A 17,883-nucleotide genomic window follows, 5' to 3' on the forward strand; every position below is an offset into this window, starting at 1 on the left:
AAAATAGAATAAATTTCAGAGTTAATCAGCTACTTTAACTAATTGTTCAAGTTCAGAAACAACTCGATCTAATTCTTCAACTAAAGGTGTTGATTCCACTTGACGGAAGGCATCTACCAAAGCTCGATAGTACCATAAAGTTCCTTCTTTTTTGCCTGTAAATCGTTGCCATAAATCCTCTCCAATTTGACGATAATCTTTTAAAATCGATTGAGCATTATAAAGTTTATCCGCCGCAGAAACCAAGCGCACCGAAGCAGAAGCGTGGGGAATATGAGCAATATAAGTCTGTTTTCTTTCTTTCCAAGGCGGTTTAGGGGTAATATCAGTATCGGTACACCCCTCAACAATTTGGGCGACGGTTTCCCCAAAACGCTGTTGAATTTCGGCTCGAATTTTAGCGCCTCCTTGGTCTTCTATGGCATCATGTAAAAGGGCTGCGATCGCTTCTGATTCGTTAGCTCCATATTCTAAGGCAATACTAGCAACTCCCAACAGGTGAGCAATATAGGGAATACCAGACCCCTTGCGAATTTGGGTGCTGTGGAGTTGGGTTGCATAGACTAAGGCTTCGGTAAATTTGTCGGAAAGCATAATTGAGATCCTGTTGCTAATCTTAAAAATAACTTAAATCGATCCATTTGGTGCTTTAATATTAAAGGCTGAAAATATTGAAGCTTCAAAAATGGATCGATTTCGTGTAGAAGTAATTGCTAAAACTCCCTTTCCTCAGCAGGTTATTTATGCTGCAATGCACCAAGATTATAGCGATCAGTTTGTTGTTGAGGAACGAGAATCTTGGCCGTCGGAAGAAAAAGCTGGCGAAGTCATTGTTAAGCGTTTGTTAGCCGGAGAACGGGGACATTATGGCCCCTTAGAACACTGTCAAATTGTGTTTAATTGTGGTTATTTTCCCCATAGCGTCATGCAGCAAGCGAGAACTCACAGGGTGGGCATTAGTTTTGATGTTCAGTGTCTTGCAGCAGAGGTTGTTATTACTTTTGTTGATATTAATGGTGAAAGTTCTAAAAAATTAAAAAAGACGATTGGTGAACTTTATGATCTCTGGTATTATGGAGAGCAAGCAATTCGAGAACGTAAGATCAAGGGTAGAAATGATGAACCCCCAGGTTTCTATCGACGGGATTGTAAAAATCGGATTAAAAAAATGCGGGTTCGTAGCTTAAATGAAGAGAATAATACCTTTACTTATAATCATATTGAGGATATCGTTTTTAATGGGTTTAATCCCGTTTATCAAGTCACCCTTGCCGATGGCAAACAGTTGAAATGTACTCAAAATCATAAAATCTTAACCCCTTATGGTTGGCGGATTTTAGCTCAACTTGGGGTAGGTTCTGAGGTGCTTGTTAATGGTCAACCGTTAAAAAATGCAGATCAGACTTATCAAAATAAAGAATGGTTAGAGTCAAAGTTTTCTGAAGGACTGACTCCGAAAGAAGTCGCGGCTCTAATTGGATGTTCGGTGGAAACTGTCAAAAAGTGGGCTTACTATTATGAGTTAACCTGGCAGAAAAAACAATGGAACAAAGGGTTAAAATATAAGATTAATATTTCTGAAGAAGAACGAGAACGGAGGGCAAATCATGGGAGAGCAATTACAGCGCTAAGGATTGAAAACGGTACAATTCTCAAGGGAGAAGATCATCCGTCTTGGAAACCTGATTTACCTGTGGAAAAGCGGGTTTATCATTGGCTTAAATCTAACCGTCAGCGAATTCTTGAAGAAAAGGGTGAAAAATGCGCTCGATGTGGAGGAACAAGAAGGCTTTCTATCCATCATATTTTAGAAGTTTCCCAACATCCAGAACTGGCTTTTGATGAAACTAATTTAGAAGTTTTGTGTTCACCTTGTCATGCAAAACATCACAGACAAAATCAGAAAAATCCGTTATGCGCTCATCCTGTTAAAATTGTTTCCATTGAATATGTTGGAATAGAGCCAACTTATGATTTAGTCATGGCTGCTCCTCATCATAACTTTGTTGCTAATGGGGTGGTTGTTCACAACTCTTACCGCTATACTTCAGGAAAAGTATTAGCCGTTGCTGAAGGAAAAGGTGATATTGAGGAAGCTTTTTATTTAAGACCTGTGGGTTATTATAGCGATCGCCAAGGCAAAAAATATTATTATTCTCCTGAACAACGCCAACAGGATTTAAACTGGTGTTTAGAAGCTGCCAAACGCTATAAAATTGATATTGAAAATGGAATGTCTGAAGAACACGCACGGGGAAAAGTTCCCTTTGATTATCGTCAACATTTTGTCGTCAGTTTTACCTTAAGGGCGTTATTACATTTTCTGGATTTACGATTTAAAAAAGATGCTCAGTTAGAAATCCAAAAACTCTGTGATTTGATCTGGCCCCATGTTGAAGAATGGGTTCCTGATATTGCTCAATGGTATGAACACACTCGGCTCGGAAAAGCTCGACTTGCACCGTAATCAGTAGGGGCGGGGTTCTCCCGCCCGGACTTAGTTTTTGTGAAGGGTTAATTAAATATGCAATTGAAAATATTAAAACTGAATGAAGAAGCAATTTTACCTCAATATGCTCATATTGGGGATGCAGGATTAGATTTATTTTCCCTAGCAAATCTCACAATTTCCCCCGGAGAAAGTCAATTAATTCCCACAGGAATTGCTATTGAATTACCCCTCGGAACAGAAGCCCAAATTCGACCTAGAAGTGGGTTAGCCTTGAAACATCAAATCACCGTTTTGAATACACCCGGAACTATTGATGCGGGATATCGAGGAGAAATTGGAGTAATTTTGATCAATCATGGTAAAACATCCTTTAATATTACCAAAGGCATGAAAATCGCTCAAATGGTAATTGCACCTGTTTTGCGGGTTGAGATTCAAGAAGTTCAACAGTTAAGTGATACCACAAGACGCGATAATGGATTTGGATCTACGGGATTAACATCCACAAAACTCAACTAATTTTTACTGTTTTATTGGCATGGAAGATTCTCCTGAAACCTATCAACCGCCCCTACGACCGACTTGGGATGAGTATTTTATGATGATGGCTAAACTGGTCGCCACACGCTCGACCTGTTTAGTGTTTCCGGTGGGTGCGGTCATTGTTAAAGATCGGCAAATCGTGGCTACGGGTTACAATGGTTCGCCCTCCGGTTCCATTCACTGCACGACTCAGGGCTATTGTTATCCAGGGTTAAGTACCTGTGATGCGAGTCCAGTTTTACCTTCGCGTGCGGTTCATGCGGAAGCTAATGCGATCGCTCAAGCGGCTAAACATGGAATTTCTTGTGGGGGAGCGAGTATTTATGTTACTTTAGAACCCTGTATTTCCTGTTTAAAATTAATTATTTCTACAGGAATTAAAGAAGTCTTTTATGAGACTATTTTTAATAGTGGAGAAAAGGCAATGGTACGAGATTTATACATTAACGATGGTTTGGTTACGTTAAAACAGATTCATCTTTCTGAAGAAATTACCCAAAAAGGAGCCTCATTTTTATTAAATCCGACCTCGGTTTCTACAATGGTTAAAGGAGGAAACTAAATCACGAATTTAGACGAATTTCTTAGATTTCACGGATTAAATTTGAGCATTGAAGGAGCTAAATATTGTGAGACTGGTGATTCTGGGAGGGCCAGGAGCCGGAAAGGGAACTCAAGCTAAATTGCTATGTCAAGATTTGGGTATTCCTTGTTTGGATATCGGTCAGATTTTAAGACAAAGAATTATATCTGAGACGGAACTGGGCCAACAAGCCAAACCCTATGTTGAACAAGGAGAATTAGTTCCCGATGAAATTATGATTCAATTTGTCCGTCAACAATTGTTAGAGCCTGGTGTGGCGAAGGGTTGGCTTTTGGATGGTTATCCCCGCACAGCATTTCAGGCGGAAGAATTAGATTTTTTATTAGAAGATTTAGAACAACGGTTAAATAGGGTAATTTATTTGAATGTTCCAGAAATAATCTTAACAAAACGTTCTTTAGCGCGATCGCGCGCTGATGATCAACTGGGAATTATTGAGCGTCGAATTGAGTTATTTTATCAACGGACTGTGCCAATTTTAGAATACTATGAACCCAGAGGTCGGCTTTTAGATGTGAATGGGGAGCAATCTCCAGAACAAATTTATCAAGAGATTTGTCAACGTCTCAATTAATATAATACAGCCCGGTCGGGCTTACTACAATTACCTTTAATAATTATGTGGAAACGTCCTGATCATAGAGAACCAAATCAACTCCGTCCTGTGAGTTTTGAACGAAATTTTACTCGCTTTTCCCCTGGTTCTGTTTTAGCTAAAAGTGGGGATACAAAAGTTTTATGTACTGTTAGTATTGAGCCGGGAGTTCCTAAGTTTTTACAGAATACAGGACAAGGATGGTTAACCGCAGAATATCGAATGTTACCCGGAGCCACGCCACAACGTCAACCGAGAGAATTATTAAAATTATCAGGACGAACCCAAGAAATTCAACGATTAATTGGACGCAGTTTAAGAGCCGCACTGGATTTAAAAGCATTAGGAGAATTTACAATTACTGTTGATGCAGATGTGATTCAAGCGGATGCGGGAACCCGAACTACGGCGATTACAGGGGGGTTTATCGCGTTAGTAGATGCCTTAAATTCATGGGTTGAACAAGGTAGACTTAAACAATTACCCATCTGTCATCAAATTGCAGCAATTTCTGTCGGGTTATTAGAAGGGGAACCTTATTTAGATTTGAATTATACGGAAGATGTGGCTGCGGATGTTGATTTTAATCTGGTGATGACAGAAGAATTAGAAATTATTGAACTGCAAGGAACGGCTGAATTAGGAAGTTTTAGTCGGCAAAAATTAGATAAAATTATGGATTTTGCCGAATTAGGAATTCAAGAATTATTAGAAGCTCAACGTCAAGTTTTAGGGGATTTCACTTTTTTGAAAACTGATGGTTAAGGGAATCAGGAAACACAAAGATACTAAGACACGAAGTTTTAAGAGTGACAACTTAATACTACCCCTAAAAATCATCTAATAGGGAACCTAACCGTTTGAGTAACGGATCAGCTTCTTCCATCGCTTCTTTAGAAACAGGTTCTGGATCTGCGGGGAACGGTTTTGAATCCGTCACGATCATCGGTACAGGTTGAGATTGAACGGTTTCTAAACCTATCGCAATTTGAGTTAATTTTTGGTTAATTGACGTTTGTAATTGAGTCATTTGTTCAGTTAACTGATGGAGTTGAACATCCAAACGTTCGGTCTGAGTTCCCTCCTCCGTCAGTACCTTTTTTTCTAAATCTGTTAATTTATTTTGAATTTCAAATAACCGTTCTTCAACGCGCTGCAAATTGGGCAAAACTTGAGGAGAATTGGGGGTAGGATTTGCGGGAGGCGGGGTTGTAGATTCAGAACGGGATAATAATAGAAATTGCCACAGAGCTTGTTTACAAAGATTACTAAACGTTTGATATTTTGCCTGCGATAATTCTTTTTCGATCGCATCGAATAACGTCTGATCTGCGGGATCTTCGCTGAATGTGACTGACTGAGTTTGTTTTCGATTTGCCCACAGCATAATATAAGTCCAGACCGATTGTTATCCCATCGCCTATTGGGGATTCTGGAAAATCTTAACCCCCCAAATAATTAACCAGATCCACGTTTGTTAGTGTATCAGAATTTCGAGGCAATTTGGCTAAAATAAAACCCGGCCTTTCCAAGTTTTTTCACGGGTTGTGAACTGAGTCAAGGACGGGTTTAGGGGACGGAATTAACGTCTGGTTAACTGAGCTTCACCATAGACATACTGTCCTAAAGCATTCGCTTTGCGGGAAGGTTGAACCAAGTGCGCTCTCAGACCTGCGTTTTTCAGCAGGGGTTGCAGGTCTTCCCAGAAAAATTCGCCACCGCCTCCGGTAACAACAACATCTGTCACCCGTTCAGGGAGCCATCGGACAACGCGATCGCATAAATCACGGGCAAAATTCTTCCGTAAGTCGGGGATAATGTCATCTAAGTTAAACGGTTTTACCGCACCACGAGGACGATATAACCGTTCTCCGGCGGGTTTATGAACGGCTTCGAGTAAGTACAGAGATTGACTATCGGCTCCTTCAATTTTACTCGCCACTTCTTCATAGAATTTACCCATTGCAAAGGTATCACTTTGGGAAACCCCTCTGGCAAACCGGAACCGATCAACCGTTAAGAAATCAGTGGTTTGATGACCCACATCCACAATAGCAACAGAGAGATCGGCAAAATTGGGGACGTTTTGGCCGCCTTGAGCTTCCAGCCAAATTAAGCTGCCATAGCCTTCGGGCATAACGCGAACAGTAGTAACCGTAAATTTAATCTGCTCACCCCGATATAACATTTCGTGGCTTCCACTCAGTAACCGAGTGATATGTTCTTTCTCTTGCTCAAATTGGGCTTGAGAATAGAAGGGCAGCCCTAGCACAACATCGATATCACCTTGTAGCTTGAAGTAGCCAACACAAGCAAAAAGTTTAATTAAAGCATCATCAACTTTGGAAGGAGAATCGGAACCATCTTTAAATAATGCCGCTCCAAAGTCGGCTGCGAGTTGACCAACCGCATAACCCATACCCTGATATTCTACCCAAATATCAAGGAGCGGATCGGTATTTTTGGACTCAAAGCCACCGCCTCTAGCGGTATCTACTGTTAGGGCTTTGATATTAGAGGGAATAAAAACGACTTCATTCGGGTTACGACTGGTACTGGCTTTTGTCGATGTCCGCCCTAAATCAATACTTAAAATCGTTTTTTTGCCGGTTGTCGGCGTTTGCCGATTTAGCATTGAAGCTGCTGCTGCTGCTGCTGCTGGTTGTCCGGGCTGTTGTTTGTTACCACCTGTTTGCATCGGAATATTTTACCTCACGGAGATTCAAGATTTTTGACACTCCCTGTGCCTAAAGGCGTGGGGATTCTGGGTTCAACGAAACCACTTAATCAAAGTGCCTTGCAGTGCTTCAACCAGAGGTGGGATTCTCCCCCAGCGTAAATTCGGGTATGCCCTACCCTATTCGCATGACTGCGAGTTCTTTTTTGACTTGAAACAAATTTGTTTCAAAAACTGGTTGCCTAGCTCCCATGAATCTTTTACCCACTGCTGGGGGAAACTAGAACTGTGCAGCAGAACCGCATAGATTCAATTGTCAAGGTTCAGTGTTCTGCCGTTAAGCAACTAGGTTTTTAGACAGGTTGTTTACCTTTTCCTGTTACTGGAAATAGTACCAGGATCAGATGTCAATAGACAACCCACCCATATAAAGCCGTCCTCCGCTATCGCTTTCATGACGGTTTTAAACCCAATTTTTCGATAATGCCTTATCTGTTGCCAATTTCATCCCTGAACTGTTGACAATTTGACATCCTCTTCTGGAAAAATGATCTCAGCTACCTTGTCAGGGCAACTATTCCCTGAGCACTATAACCAGATAGGAGGTTTGCTATTTTGGCATTCGAGGGGGTTTAGTCTGAGTTATTGTATCTCGAAAAGGGTGACGGGTGGTTAACTCTTAACACCCAATGTTTAGCTACTAGCACAATTTGAGGGAAGTGAGTTGCCTGATGCTGAAATATTACGGTGAACTACTCCGACCCGCTACGCGCGGCTTGTCGGAGCTTCCTGTCCAACAGAAAGCACAACAGTGGATTTCTTACGTCCTCCACTGTTGCGTCTGACATCTGGACAACAGGCTGACTCGCTAGTCCCTAACGACAAAACTCGCAGTCCTTCATCTCTAATGTTTTTGGCGGCGTTGATATCTCGGTCGTGTTTTGTTCCACAATGATTACAAGTCCATTGTCGGACTTCCAAAGACAAACTATTAACCACATTTAAGCAATAATTACAAGTCTTTGAAGATGGGAAAAATCTCTCAATTTCTAAATAGAGTTTGCCTTCTTGCTCTGCCTTGTAGGACAACATGGTCTGGAATTGACCCCATCCGACTTGAGAGATAGCTTGGGCTAAACAGTGGTTTTTGACCATGCCTTTGATATTTAGATTTTCTACCACAATAACTTGGTTTTCGTTGACTATCCTGCGTGATAGTTTATGGTGAAAATCTTCACGACATCGAGTAATTTTATTATGAACTTTGGCTACTTTAAGCCTAGCCTTAGCTCGATTGTTTGAATCTTGCTTTTTGCGAGATAGTGATTTTTGTTTAATCTTGAGATTGCGTTCATGCTTTTTTAACCATCTGGGATTAGTGAATTTACTTCCATCTGAAGTGACACAGAAATCATTTAATCCCATATCTAAACCAATCGCCTTACCTTCAGATGAAGGATTAGGAATTTCCTTTCCATCCTCAAACAGAATAGAAGCGTAATATTGATTACACTTGTTTTTACTAATAGTAACAGTTTTAATTTCTCCCTCTACAGGACGGTGAATTTTAGCGTATATTTCACCTAGCTTGGGAAAGCATATTGTATCACTACTGATTTTTACGTTTTGAGGATAGGACAAGGATTGTTTTCCATGTTTAGACTTGAATCTGGGGTAATCAGCACGTCTTTCAAAGAAGTTGATAAATGCTCGACTAAGATTCAAACAGACAACCTGTAAGCATTGGCTATAGGTATTTTTTAACCATTCATATTCTTTCTTTAGATCGGGTAGTTGCTTCTGTAAGTCGTAACGTGACAATCCTTTCCCTGTTTGCTGATAAGTTTCATTTGTCAAGTTCAAAAAACGATTCCACAGCCAACGAACAGAGCCAAAAGCTTGAGCTAATAACTCTTGTTGTTGAACTGTGGGATAGATTCTGACTTTGACTGTTTTCAGCATTTTATCGGGAACCACGTTTATGATAAAATACTAACAAAAGGAGTTCTGAATTGTCAAGGATGCTCATCGCACTTTTTTGTTTTCCCAAAATTCATCTGCACCCCGCTTCGAGTAAAGGGTGAGAACTTCTTTTGGGGATTTCGTTAAATTTAGTTAAGATTATGAATAACAAAATGCGATCGCAGTCCACCCGCACTGCATTTGTACATTCAATACTCCATAACCTAGGGCAACGCAATTTATGAAGACGTCGTGGAAAACAATACTGCTTTGGACTTTACCCGCCTTGGTCATCGGGTTTTTTGTCTGGCAAGGAGCTTTTGCCACTGCACCCGCAGAATTCGGTAAAAACACCGCCAGCACCCGCATGAGCTATGGCCGTTTCTTAGACTATTTGAATGCTGGTCGTGTGACCAGTGTGGAATTGTATGATGGCGGTCGCACGGCCATTGTCGATGCCATTGATCCCCAACTGGATAACCGCCTTCAACGGTTGCGGGTGGACTTACCCAATAACGCCCCAGAACTGATCACCCGATTAAGAGAGTCTAATATTAGTTTTGATAGCCATCCCCCTCGCAATGATGGTGCTCTGTGGGGACTCGTGGGCAATTTGATCTTCCCAATTTTATTAATCGCGGGTCTATTCTTTCTGTTCCGTCGCTCGAATAACGTTCCTGGTGGCCCCGGTCAAGCCATGAACTTTGGCAAGTCTAAGGCTAGATTTCAAATGGAAGCCAAAACCGGAGTCCTATTTGATGATGTGGCTGGGGTAGAAGAAGCCAAAGAAGAATTACAAGAAGTGGTAACATTCCTGAAAAAACCCGAACGGTTTACGGCGGTTGGGGCGAGAATTCCTAAAGGGGTGTTATTAGTCGGCCCTCCAGGGACAGGTAAAACCTTATTAGCCAAAGCCATCGCTGGAGAAGCGGGTGTTCCCTTCTTCAGTATCTCCGGTTCGGAATTTGTGGAAATGTTTGTCGGTGTGGGCGCGTCCCGGGTTCGTGACCTGTTCAAAAAAGCCAAAGAAACCGCCCCTTGTATCGTCTTTATTGATGAAATTGACGCCGTTGGTCGTCAACGCGGCGCCGGAATTGGCGGGGGAAATGATGAACGCGAACAAACCCTAAACCAATTATTAACGGAAATGGACGGGTTTGAGGGTAATACCGGAATTATTATTATTGCCGCTACAAACCGCCCTGATGTTCTGGACTCCGCCCTTCTGCGTCCGGGTCGCTTTGACCGTCAAATCACTGTTGACGCCCCGGATATTAAAGGCCGTTTAGCGGTATTGGAAGTTCACGCCCGCAATAAGAAAATTTCTGAGGAAGTGTCCTTAGAAGCGATCGCCCGTCGGACTCCTGGGTTTACCGGGGCTGACTTAGCCAACTTGCTCAACGAAGCCGCGATTTTAACGGCCCGTCGTCGCAAAGAAGGCATGACCATGTTAGAAATTGATGATGCGGTGGATCGGGTAATTGCCGGGATGGAAGGAACCCCGTTAATTGATGGCAAGAGCAAACGCTTAATTGCCTATCACGAAATCGGTCATGCCATCGTTGGAACTCTGCTGAAAGACCATGATCCGGTACAGAAAGTGACGTTAATTCCCAGGGGTCAGGCCCAGGGGTTAACTTGGTTTATGCCCGATGAAGATCAAGGCTTAATTTCCCGTTCTCAAATCCTAGCGCGGATTACCGGAGCCTTGGGGGGACGGGCAGCCGAAGATATTATTTTTGGAGACTCGGAAGTGACAACGGGTGCAGGTGGCGACTTACAACAGGTTGCTGGCATGGCCCGTCAGATGGTAACTCGTTACGGAATGTCCGATTTAGGGCCATTATCCTTAGAATCTCAGCAGGAAGTTTTCTTAGGTCGGGACTTTGCGACTCGTACCGAATATTCTAACGAAATTGCCTCTCGCATTGATGGTCAAATTCGCGCCATTGCTGGTCATTGTTATCAGCAAGCTTGTCAAGTTATTCGAGATAACCGAGCCGTCATTGATCGGTTAGTAGATCTTTTGATTGAAAAAGAAAGCATCGACGGCGATGAATTTCGGCAAATTGTGGCTGAGTACACAGAAGTTCCTGACAAAGAACGATTTGCGGCTGTGCTTTAATCTCAATTCCAGTCTCAATTAACCTAAAATTAACAAGGGTAAAGCATTGCTTACCCTTGTTTTTTAGGGAGGAAAGTAACGATAAATATCTTTACGGTGGAGAACTCTGGCAAAAGTAACAGTTTCGCCATCAAAATAAAAACCGATTCGATAGTCGCCAACCCTAAGCCGATAGGCATTGTCATCGCCTTTTAATTTTTTCAGGTTAATAATTGTCTGTAAATCGGTAAGATTGGGTATTTCTTCAAAAGCGATCGCCTTGATTTGATCAAATACAGGTGTACTTTTTAGAGCTTTTAAAACATAGCAGAAAACTGGGTAAATATTCAATATTCATTCTTTTTCCAGTTCTGTAAGTGCTTCCTGTAAACTGAGTGGCTTTTCATGTTTTACTTCAGCCATAGCCATGAGAAGTCCTCGATCTTCGAGTGCGTCGAGAAGATATTGATAGTCAGTATAATTCAGGATGACTTGACTAATGTTACCTTCAGCATCAAAGAGCAATTCTTTAGCAAGAGGATAGTCTTCTATTTTCATGAATTTTTAGGTTTAAATGAGTGAAGAAGGGTTGATCAGTCGTTGTTGAGCTTCAACGCTTAGGCTGCATCCAAGCGCAACAACTTTAAGAAAAACATCTCTACTATTATAATTTGTTGATCATTGCCTCAATGTCAACCGGGAAAATACTAAATTAACAACAAAACCATATTATTATGATTATTATGGGTTAAAAAGGAACAATAACATGATTACTCAAGCAGAATATCGACAACGACGGGAACAATTAATGGCGAAAATTAAACAGGGAACTGCTATTTTTAGAAGTTCACCGATGGCTGTAATGCACAATGATGTTGAATATAATTTTCGCCAAGATAGTGATTTTTTCTATTTAACCGGGTTTAATGAAGCCAATGCGGTTGCAGTATTAGCTCCCCATCATCAAGAACATCGATATATTTTATTTGTACAGCCGAAAGACCCAGAAAAAGAAACTTGGTCAGGGTATATTACTGGAGTTGAAAAAGCCAAAGAACTGTATGGAGCCGATGAAGTTTATCCTATTAACGAGTTAGATGAAAAATTACCCCAATATTTACAAAAAGCGGAACGAATTTATTATCGCTTAGGACGAGATGAAAAATTCAATCAAACGATTTTAAAACATTGGCAAAAATTATTAAGAGTTTATCCTAAACATGGCACAGGGCCAACTGCTATTGAGGATGTTTGTACAATTTTACATCCGATGCGCTTAATTAAAAGCGATACGGAATTAGAGTTAATGCGGAAAGCCACAGATATATCTGTAAAAGCCCATAACCACGCGAGGGAATTTGCTCAACCCGGACGATATGAGTATGAAATTCAAGCGGAAATTGAACATATTTTTGGCTTAAATGGGGGAACTATTGCCTATCCTTCTATTGTCGCATCGGGGAAAAATGCTTGTATTTTGCATTATGTAGAAAATAATTGCCAAGTGCAAGAGAACGATTTAATATTAATTGATGCCGGATGTTGTTATCAATATTATAATGGAGATATTACCCGTACCTTTCCAGTTAGCGGTAAATTCACACCGGAACAAAAGATTATTTATGAACTGGTTTTAAAAGCTCAATTAGCCGCCATTGAACAAGTTAAACCGGGAAATCCTTATAAAAATATTCATGATACTGCGGTGCGGGTTTTAGTGGAAGGTTTAATGGATTTAGGGTTATTAGTGGGGGAGATTGAGGAAATTATTAAAGAAGAAAAATATAAACCTTTTTATATGCACAGAACTGGACATTGGTTAGGGTTAGATGTGCATGATGTTGGGGTTTATCAATGGGGTGAAAATCCGCAACCCTTACAACCTGGAAATATATTAACAGTTGAACCGGGAATTTATATTTCTCCTAATATTAAACTTGTTGAAGGACAACCGGAAATCCCCGAATGTTGGCGAGGAATTGGAGTCAGAATTGAAGATGATGTTTTAGTCACTTCTGGCGGGTATGAAGTGTTAACCGCAGGTGTTCCTAAGTCTGTGGAAGCAATGGAAAGATAAGAGTGTAGAGACGTTGTATACAACGTCTCTACTAAGCATTATTTTTAGGTTTGTTTATCCCGTTTATAGATAAAAATTTTTACACCCTTTATACAAAATTATGATATAATATAAACGTCTATAGCAAGTTAAATTAACATTAATTTAGTCTTAACAATTCTTAATTCCTTATGACTCATGTTTTGATATTGTACTCTTCTTTAGGTGCTGGACATAATAGTGCAGCTAAAGCATTAAATCAAGCCTTTTCTCATTTTCCAGATGTCACTGTTACGGTAGAAGATGCCTTAGATTATGCTAGTCCTATTTATCGTAATACCGTTACCAGTATTTATAAACAATTAAGCGAAAAAGCTCCTCAAATTTATCGCGCCTATTATGAAGGAACCGATGTAGAAGATTTAGAACGTTCCTTAGAATTAAATATTGTTACTGCTAAACTAGAACGAGTTTTTTTTAGAAAATTGAGGCATTTTATTGAAAAAGTCAACCCTGATGCCATTGTTTGTGTTCAACAAATTCCCAGCCGTCTGTTACAATTATTAGAAGAAGAAGAACGCATCTCCAAACCCCATTATGTCGTGATTACTGATGTAATTGCTCACAGTAGTTGGATTAATAAAGAAGTAGATGGTTATTATTTACCGAACGATTTAACCGTCGATTTTCTAATTAAACGAGGCGTTGACCCTGCTATTCTTCATGTCACCGGAATTCCGATTAAACTGGAAATCTTAGAACCCAAATCTCAAGTCGAAATGCGACAACGTTATCACCTAGTAACGGACAAACCTGTTATTACTATATTTGGAGGAGGGTTACATTATAAACGGGTACGTTTGATGGTTTCTCAACTCATGGATAACCTCCAAAGTGGAACATTAATTGTAGCAGCCGGACGCAATGAACAACTGTTAGATTCATTAACAGAATTAGACTCTACCCCAGAAATAGAACTGCGAAAAATAGGATTAATTGATTATGTGGATGATTTAGTTGTAGCGAGTGATTTAGTCATTACCAAAGCCGGAGGATTAATTGTTAGTGAAATCTTAGCTAGAGGAACACCCATGATTATTGTAGACCCGTTTCCCGGTCAAGAAGAATGGAATGCGGATTTAGTTGTGGCGGCGGGTGCAGGAGTACAGTTAAAATTACCTGAAATGGTTGCTCCTTGTGTAAAGTTTCTGTTAAACCATTCAGAACGATTATCCCAAATGCAAGCCGCTGCTTTAGAATTAGGAGAACCTCGCGCGGCTCTCAATATTGCTGAAAATATTTTATCACAAATCACAATAGACAATAGTTTTTAGAAACCCAAAGAATAATAATTGCTCTTATTCTTTGTGTCTTGGTGTCTTTGTGGTTAGATTAAACTTAATTATTCTCAAGCTCCCAACGCAACTACTATATTAACAAAAGGAGATTAAATTTTGACTGCTCAAAGTAACTTTTTATGGGGCGTTGCTACATCTGGGTATCAAAGCGAAGGCGGTTATAACGGTGTTGGACAACCCCAGAATAACTGGTCAGAAAGTGAACAAAAAGGTAGAGTGATGCGAACCGGAAGCGCTTCGGATTTTTGGACTCGCTACCCAGAAGATTTTTCTAATTGTCAAGAATTAGGGTTAAATTCTTTTCGCTTAAGTTTAGAATGGAGTCGAATTCAACCCACAACAACCCCTGAAATTTCTCCAGCCCCAAATTATGATTTTCAAGTCTTAGATGACTATGCTGAACGCATCGCCAGTTGTCGTCAACATGGCTTAGAACCCATTGTCACCCTACATCATTTTACCCATCCTGCTTGGTTAGGAATTGATGCTTGGTTATCCCCAGAAACCATCGATTGTTTTATTGATTATGTTAGGGTAACAGTTACCCATATTAACCAGCGTTTAACGGATTATCATCAACAACCGCCAATTCATTGGTATATTACCATTAATGAACCCAATATTTTAGTCTTAAACACCTATTTAAGTGGTCAATTTCCCGTCGGGAATTTTACAGGAATTCTAGCGGTTTGGCGAGCTTATAATCATTTATTGGCGGCTCATATTCGTGCCTATAATGTGGTTCATGATATTTATGAACAGTATGGTTGGAAACAACCCCTAGTAACCTTAAACACCTATTGTAGTGACTTATATTGGTCAGAAAAAGTGATCTGGGATTTGTTAGACGCGCAGAAAAATCAAGTCAAACCCAAGGAACTCAGAAATTATGTTTATGCTCAAGCTAAACATTTAGAAACAGCTTTGCGTCAAGCTTCTTTACCTTTTCGCAAAGATTTTCCCTATCAATTGGGACGGTTAGCGCGTTGGATGGGAAATCGAATTGGTCATCGGACTTTTGATATACAACATTTAGATTATTATTGGCAAGAATTAATGGTTTCTCCTCGCCAAAAAGTCTATGATTATCTCGCCATCGATTATTATGATCCCTTTATTGCTCATACCTTCCGTTTACCCTCTTTTTCTGATTTTGAATTTAAAACTAAAGGAATTAGAAATTGGTTAATGACCGGAATTACGAGTAAATGGTGGGACTGGCGAGCGCTCCCTGAAGGATTATCGTTTTTCTGCAAATACTATGCTCAGGAATATAACCTCCCGATTTTAATCGCTGAAAATGGGATGGCGTTACGTCGAAAACCCGATAATAGTATTGCAACTCGCCGATCTGATCAACTGCATCGCAGCCAATTTTTAGAAGCTCATCTTCGCCAAATTCAACAGTTATTAAAGGAAAATATTCCCATTGTGGGTTATATGCACTGGTCACTCACCGATAATTATGAATGGGGATCTTATACGCCCAGGTTTGGGTTATTTAGTATTGATTTTAATCGCGGAACAGAACGGGAATTTGAGGATCATTTAGGCGATCGCCCGGCGGAAACCTATGCTAAATTAATCAAAGAAATTCAAGGGTAAAGGAGTGAGGAATTTACTTCTATTTTATCGGGGATAAGCCATAAATCCAAACGATTAATAAGGGAGTGACAATCGTTAAAATTAAGTTCAGGGGGGCACCGACACGGGTAAAGTCGAAGAATTTGTATCCCCCTGGACTGTAAACCATTGTATTTGTTTGATAGCCAATGGGGGTCATATAACTATTAGAAGCCGCAAACGTCACCGCATACATAAAAGCAAAGGGATTTAAACCTAATGTTGTTGCGACTTTTACAGCAACAGGAAGCATTAACACTACCGTTGCATTATTAGACAGAATTTCTGTCAGAAGGGATGTGGCAATATAGAATAATAATAAAATCCAATAACCGGATAAATGACCGCCAAAAGCGACTAAAGTATCCGCTAACCATTGGGTAGCACCCGATTTATCCATCGCTATTCCTAATGGAATTAATCCTGCTAATAGAAACACAACATCCCAACGAACCGCCCCATAAACCTCTCCGGGTTTGATACAGCCTGTAATCACCATTAAAATTACACCTGCTAAGGCGCTGACTAAAATCGGCATTAAATTAAAAGCTGCGACAACAATAACACCTAAAATAATGGCTAGTGCAATCCAAGCTTTATCCTGTCTGAGGGTTTCTACATCTCGTTCTTCTAAAACTAGGAGTTCCCGTGTTGTTTGTAACCCAACAAAACTTTGTCTTGGCCCTTGTAGTAATAATAAATCTCCAAATCGTAAGGGAACTTTCCCTAATCGTCCTTGAACTAATTCGGAACCTCGACGAATTGCTAAAACCGTTGCGTTGTAGCGTTGACGGAATCTTAAATCTTTTAAGGTTGTTCCAATTAATCGGGAGTTAGATAAAATCAAAACCTCGGCTATTTTTTCTTCCCCAGAACTCAAAACGGTTTCTAAAGATTCCTCTTTAAATTTAACATCGGGAAGAATATCTAACCCTTTTTCATCTCGAATTTTGAGTAAATCTTCTCGATTACTGCGAACAATTAAAATATCCCCAGCACTCAATACTTTATCGGCTAAAGGTTGAGCAAACCGCATATTATTTTGAATTAATTCTAACACATCTAAATCAAATTTGCGTTGAATTTCACTGGCTTTAAGGGTTTGTCCCACTAGGATAGAACGGGGAGTAATGACCACTTCACTGACATAATCTTTTAATCCATATTCTTGTTGAAGAATATCAAAATTTGCGGGTTTGCGGTTGGGTAAGAGTCGAGGAGCAATAACAGCCAAATAAACTAAACCGATAATAAAGGTGATAACGCCTAATAGGGTAAACTGAAATAACTGGAATTCCCCATATCCCATTTGTTTAGAAATGCCACTGGCTAAAACGTTAGTGGAAGTGCCAATTACGGTAATCATTCCCCCTAAAACGGTTGCATAGGAGAGGGGAATTAATAATTTAGAAGGGGAAATTTTTTGTTTACGACACCAATCTTCAATAATTGGTAAGAAAATAGCAACAACTGCCGTGTTATTAATAAAGGCGGTAATGGGGCCAACAATTAATCCCATGACTAAAATTTGCTGACCTGCCGTTTTTCCTCCCCATTTTAATAACCAATCTCGAACGGTTTGTACAACTCCTGTTTTTGTAATTCCCGCACTTAAAATAAACATTGCCATCACCGTAATTGTGGCAGAGTTGCCAAACCCAGATATACCTTCATCGGGTGTGACTAACTTGAAAATCATTAAAACAACGGTAACGGTGAGGGCGGTTAAATCAACAGGAAGCCATTCAAAAATAAAGGCAATTAAAGCCAGAACAACAATACTAAGGGTCAGAACAATATTAGTCATGCCAGGTGAAATTGGATATTAGGTATTTGGAACAGGGAACAGGAGGGAATAGGGAATAGAAAAAAGTTATTACCCACCCGATCAAGTATTTGTAGCAAACAT

16 protein-coding genes are annotated in these 17,883 nt (G+C 40.2%); 9 read left to right on the top strand and 7 right to left on the bottom strand.

The genetic code is table 11. The features are described from left to right. Positions 1 to 21: 21 nt before the first annotated feature. Positions 22 to 594, bottom strand: a complete 573-nt coding sequence (locus PL8927_RS15870; protein WP_083623301.1) for an HD domain-containing protein — start codon at positions 592 to 594, stop codon at positions 22 to 24. A 91-nt stretch (positions 595 to 685) separates the two neighbouring features. Between PL8927_RS15870 and PL8927_RS15875 the strand changes: the two genes are divergently transcribed. The 5 genes from PL8927_RS15875 (at position 686) to rph (ending at position 4,959) form a co-directional block, all read left to right on the top strand. Beyond that, complete coding sequence (locus PL8927_RS15875) at positions 686 to 2,467, top strand: FAD-dependent thymidylate synthase (RefSeq protein WP_083623304.1); 1,782 nt, start codon at positions 686 to 688, stop codon at positions 2,465 to 2,467. A 57-nt stretch (positions 2,468 to 2,524) separates the two neighbouring features. Then, complete coding sequence (dut, locus tag PL8927_RS15880; RefSeq protein WP_083623307.1) at positions 2,525 to 2,971, top strand: dUTP diphosphatase; 447 nt, start codon at positions 2,525 to 2,527, stop codon at positions 2,969 to 2,971. Positions 2,972 to 2,990: 19 nt separating this feature from the next. Then, positions 2,991 to 3,557 (top strand): deoxycytidylate deaminase, encoded by a 567-nt coding sequence (locus PL8927_RS15885; RefSeq protein WP_083623313.1) that lies wholly within the window; start codon positions 2,991 to 2,993, stop codon positions 3,555 to 3,557. Positions 3,558 to 3,624: 67 nt separating this feature from the next. Next, a complete protein-coding gene (locus tag PL8927_RS15890) occupies positions 3,625 to 4,173 on the top strand; it encodes an adenylate kinase (protein WP_083623315.1) in 549 nt (182 codons plus the stop codon). 42 nt (positions 4,174 to 4,215) lie between these two features. Next, the gene (rph, locus tag PL8927_RS15895; protein WP_083623318.1) at positions 4,216 to 4,959 is read left to right on the top strand and encodes a ribonuclease PH; all 744 of its coding nucleotides are present in this window, start codon (positions 4,216 to 4,218) and stop codon (positions 4,957 to 4,959) included. Positions 4,960 to 5,023: 64 nt separating this feature from the next. On the opposite strand, the gene PL8927_RS15900 is transcribed toward rph, so the two are convergent. The 3 genes from PL8927_RS15900 to PL8927_RS15910 form a co-directional block, all read right to left on the bottom strand. Next, a complete protein-coding gene (locus PL8927_RS15900) occupies positions 5,024 to 5,581 on the bottom strand; it encodes a hypothetical protein (protein ID WP_083623320.1) in 558 nt (185 codons plus the stop codon). A gap of 195 nt (positions 5,582 to 5,776) precedes the next feature. Continuing rightward, a complete protein-coding gene (locus PL8927_RS15905; RefSeq protein ID WP_083623323.1) occupies positions 5,777 to 6,892 on the bottom strand; it encodes a ParM/StbA family protein in 1,116 nt (371 codons plus the stop codon). Positions 6,893 to 7,636: 744 nt separating this feature from the next. Further along, entirely contained in the window at positions 7,637 to 8,833 is a 1,197-nt protein-coding gene (locus PL8927_RS15910; protein ID WP_083623392.1) for an RNA-guided endonuclease InsQ/TnpB family protein, read from the bottom strand. Positions 8,834 to 9,074: 241 nt separating this feature from the next. On the opposite strand from PL8927_RS15910, the gene ftsH2 reads away from it, so the two are divergent. Continuing rightward, the gene (gene ftsH2 / locus PL8927_RS15915) at positions 9,075 to 10,958 is read left to right on the top strand and encodes an ATP-dependent zinc metalloprotease FtsH2 (RefSeq protein WP_083623325.1); all 1,884 of its coding nucleotides are present in this window, start codon (positions 9,075 to 9,077) and stop codon (positions 10,956 to 10,958) included. Between the two features lie 63 nt (positions 10,959 to 11,021). Here ftsH2 and PL8927_RS15920 read toward each other — a convergent pair whose 3' ends face one another. Together PL8927_RS15920 and PL8927_RS15925 are read right to left on the bottom strand one after the other, a co-directional pair. Beyond that, positions 11,022 to 11,288 carry a type II toxin-antitoxin system RelE family toxin gene (locus PL8927_RS15920; protein WP_231506036.1) on the bottom strand — a complete coding sequence of 89 codons (267 nt, stop codon included), beginning with the start codon at positions 11,286 to 11,288 and terminating at the stop codon, positions 11,022 to 11,024. Between the two features lie 3 nt (positions 11,289 to 11,291). After that, on the bottom strand, positions 11,292 to 11,495 hold the full coding sequence (locus PL8927_RS15925) for a hypothetical protein (RefSeq protein ID WP_083623331.1): 204 nt from the start codon (positions 11,493 to 11,495) through the stop codon (positions 11,292 to 11,294). 208 nt (positions 11,496 to 11,703) lie between these two features. Here PL8927_RS15925 and PL8927_RS15930 point away from each other — a divergent pair, with 208 nt between their 5' ends. The 3 genes from PL8927_RS15930 to PL8927_RS15940 all read left to right on the top strand — a co-directional run bounded on the left by PL8927_RS15930 (position 11,704) and on the right by PL8927_RS15940 (position 15,956). Beyond that, the gene (locus PL8927_RS15930; RefSeq protein WP_083623334.1) at positions 11,704 to 13,014 is read left to right on the top strand and encodes an aminopeptidase P N-terminal domain-containing protein; all 1,311 of its coding nucleotides are present in this window, start codon (positions 11,704 to 11,706) and stop codon (positions 13,012 to 13,014) included. Between the two features lie 170 nt (positions 13,015 to 13,184). Beyond that, the gene (locus PL8927_RS15935) at positions 13,185 to 14,327 is read left to right on the top strand and encodes an MGDG synthase family glycosyltransferase (RefSeq protein ID WP_083623336.1); all 1,143 of its coding nucleotides are present in this window, start codon (positions 13,185 to 13,187) and stop codon (positions 14,325 to 14,327) included. 120 nt (positions 14,328 to 14,447) lie between these two features. Further along, a complete protein-coding gene (locus tag PL8927_RS15940; protein ID WP_083623339.1) occupies positions 14,448 to 15,956 on the top strand; it encodes a glycoside hydrolase family 1 protein in 1,509 nt (502 codons plus the stop codon). Positions 15,957 to 15,975: 19 nt separating this feature from the next. Here the strand turns inward: PL8927_RS15940 and PL8927_RS15945 are convergent, their stop codons facing one another. Beyond that, positions 15,976 to 17,781, bottom strand: coding sequence for an SLC13 family permease (locus PL8927_RS15945; RefSeq protein ID WP_083623342.1), 1,806 nt, complete (start codon positions 17,779 to 17,781; stop codon positions 15,976 to 15,978). Positions 17,782 to 17,883: the final 102 nt, after the last annotated feature.

This window comes from Planktothrix serta PCC 8927 (genome assembly GCF_900010725.2).
GTDB lineage: Bacteria > Cyanobacteriota > Cyanobacteriia > Cyanobacteriales > Microcoleaceae > Planktothrix > Planktothrix serta.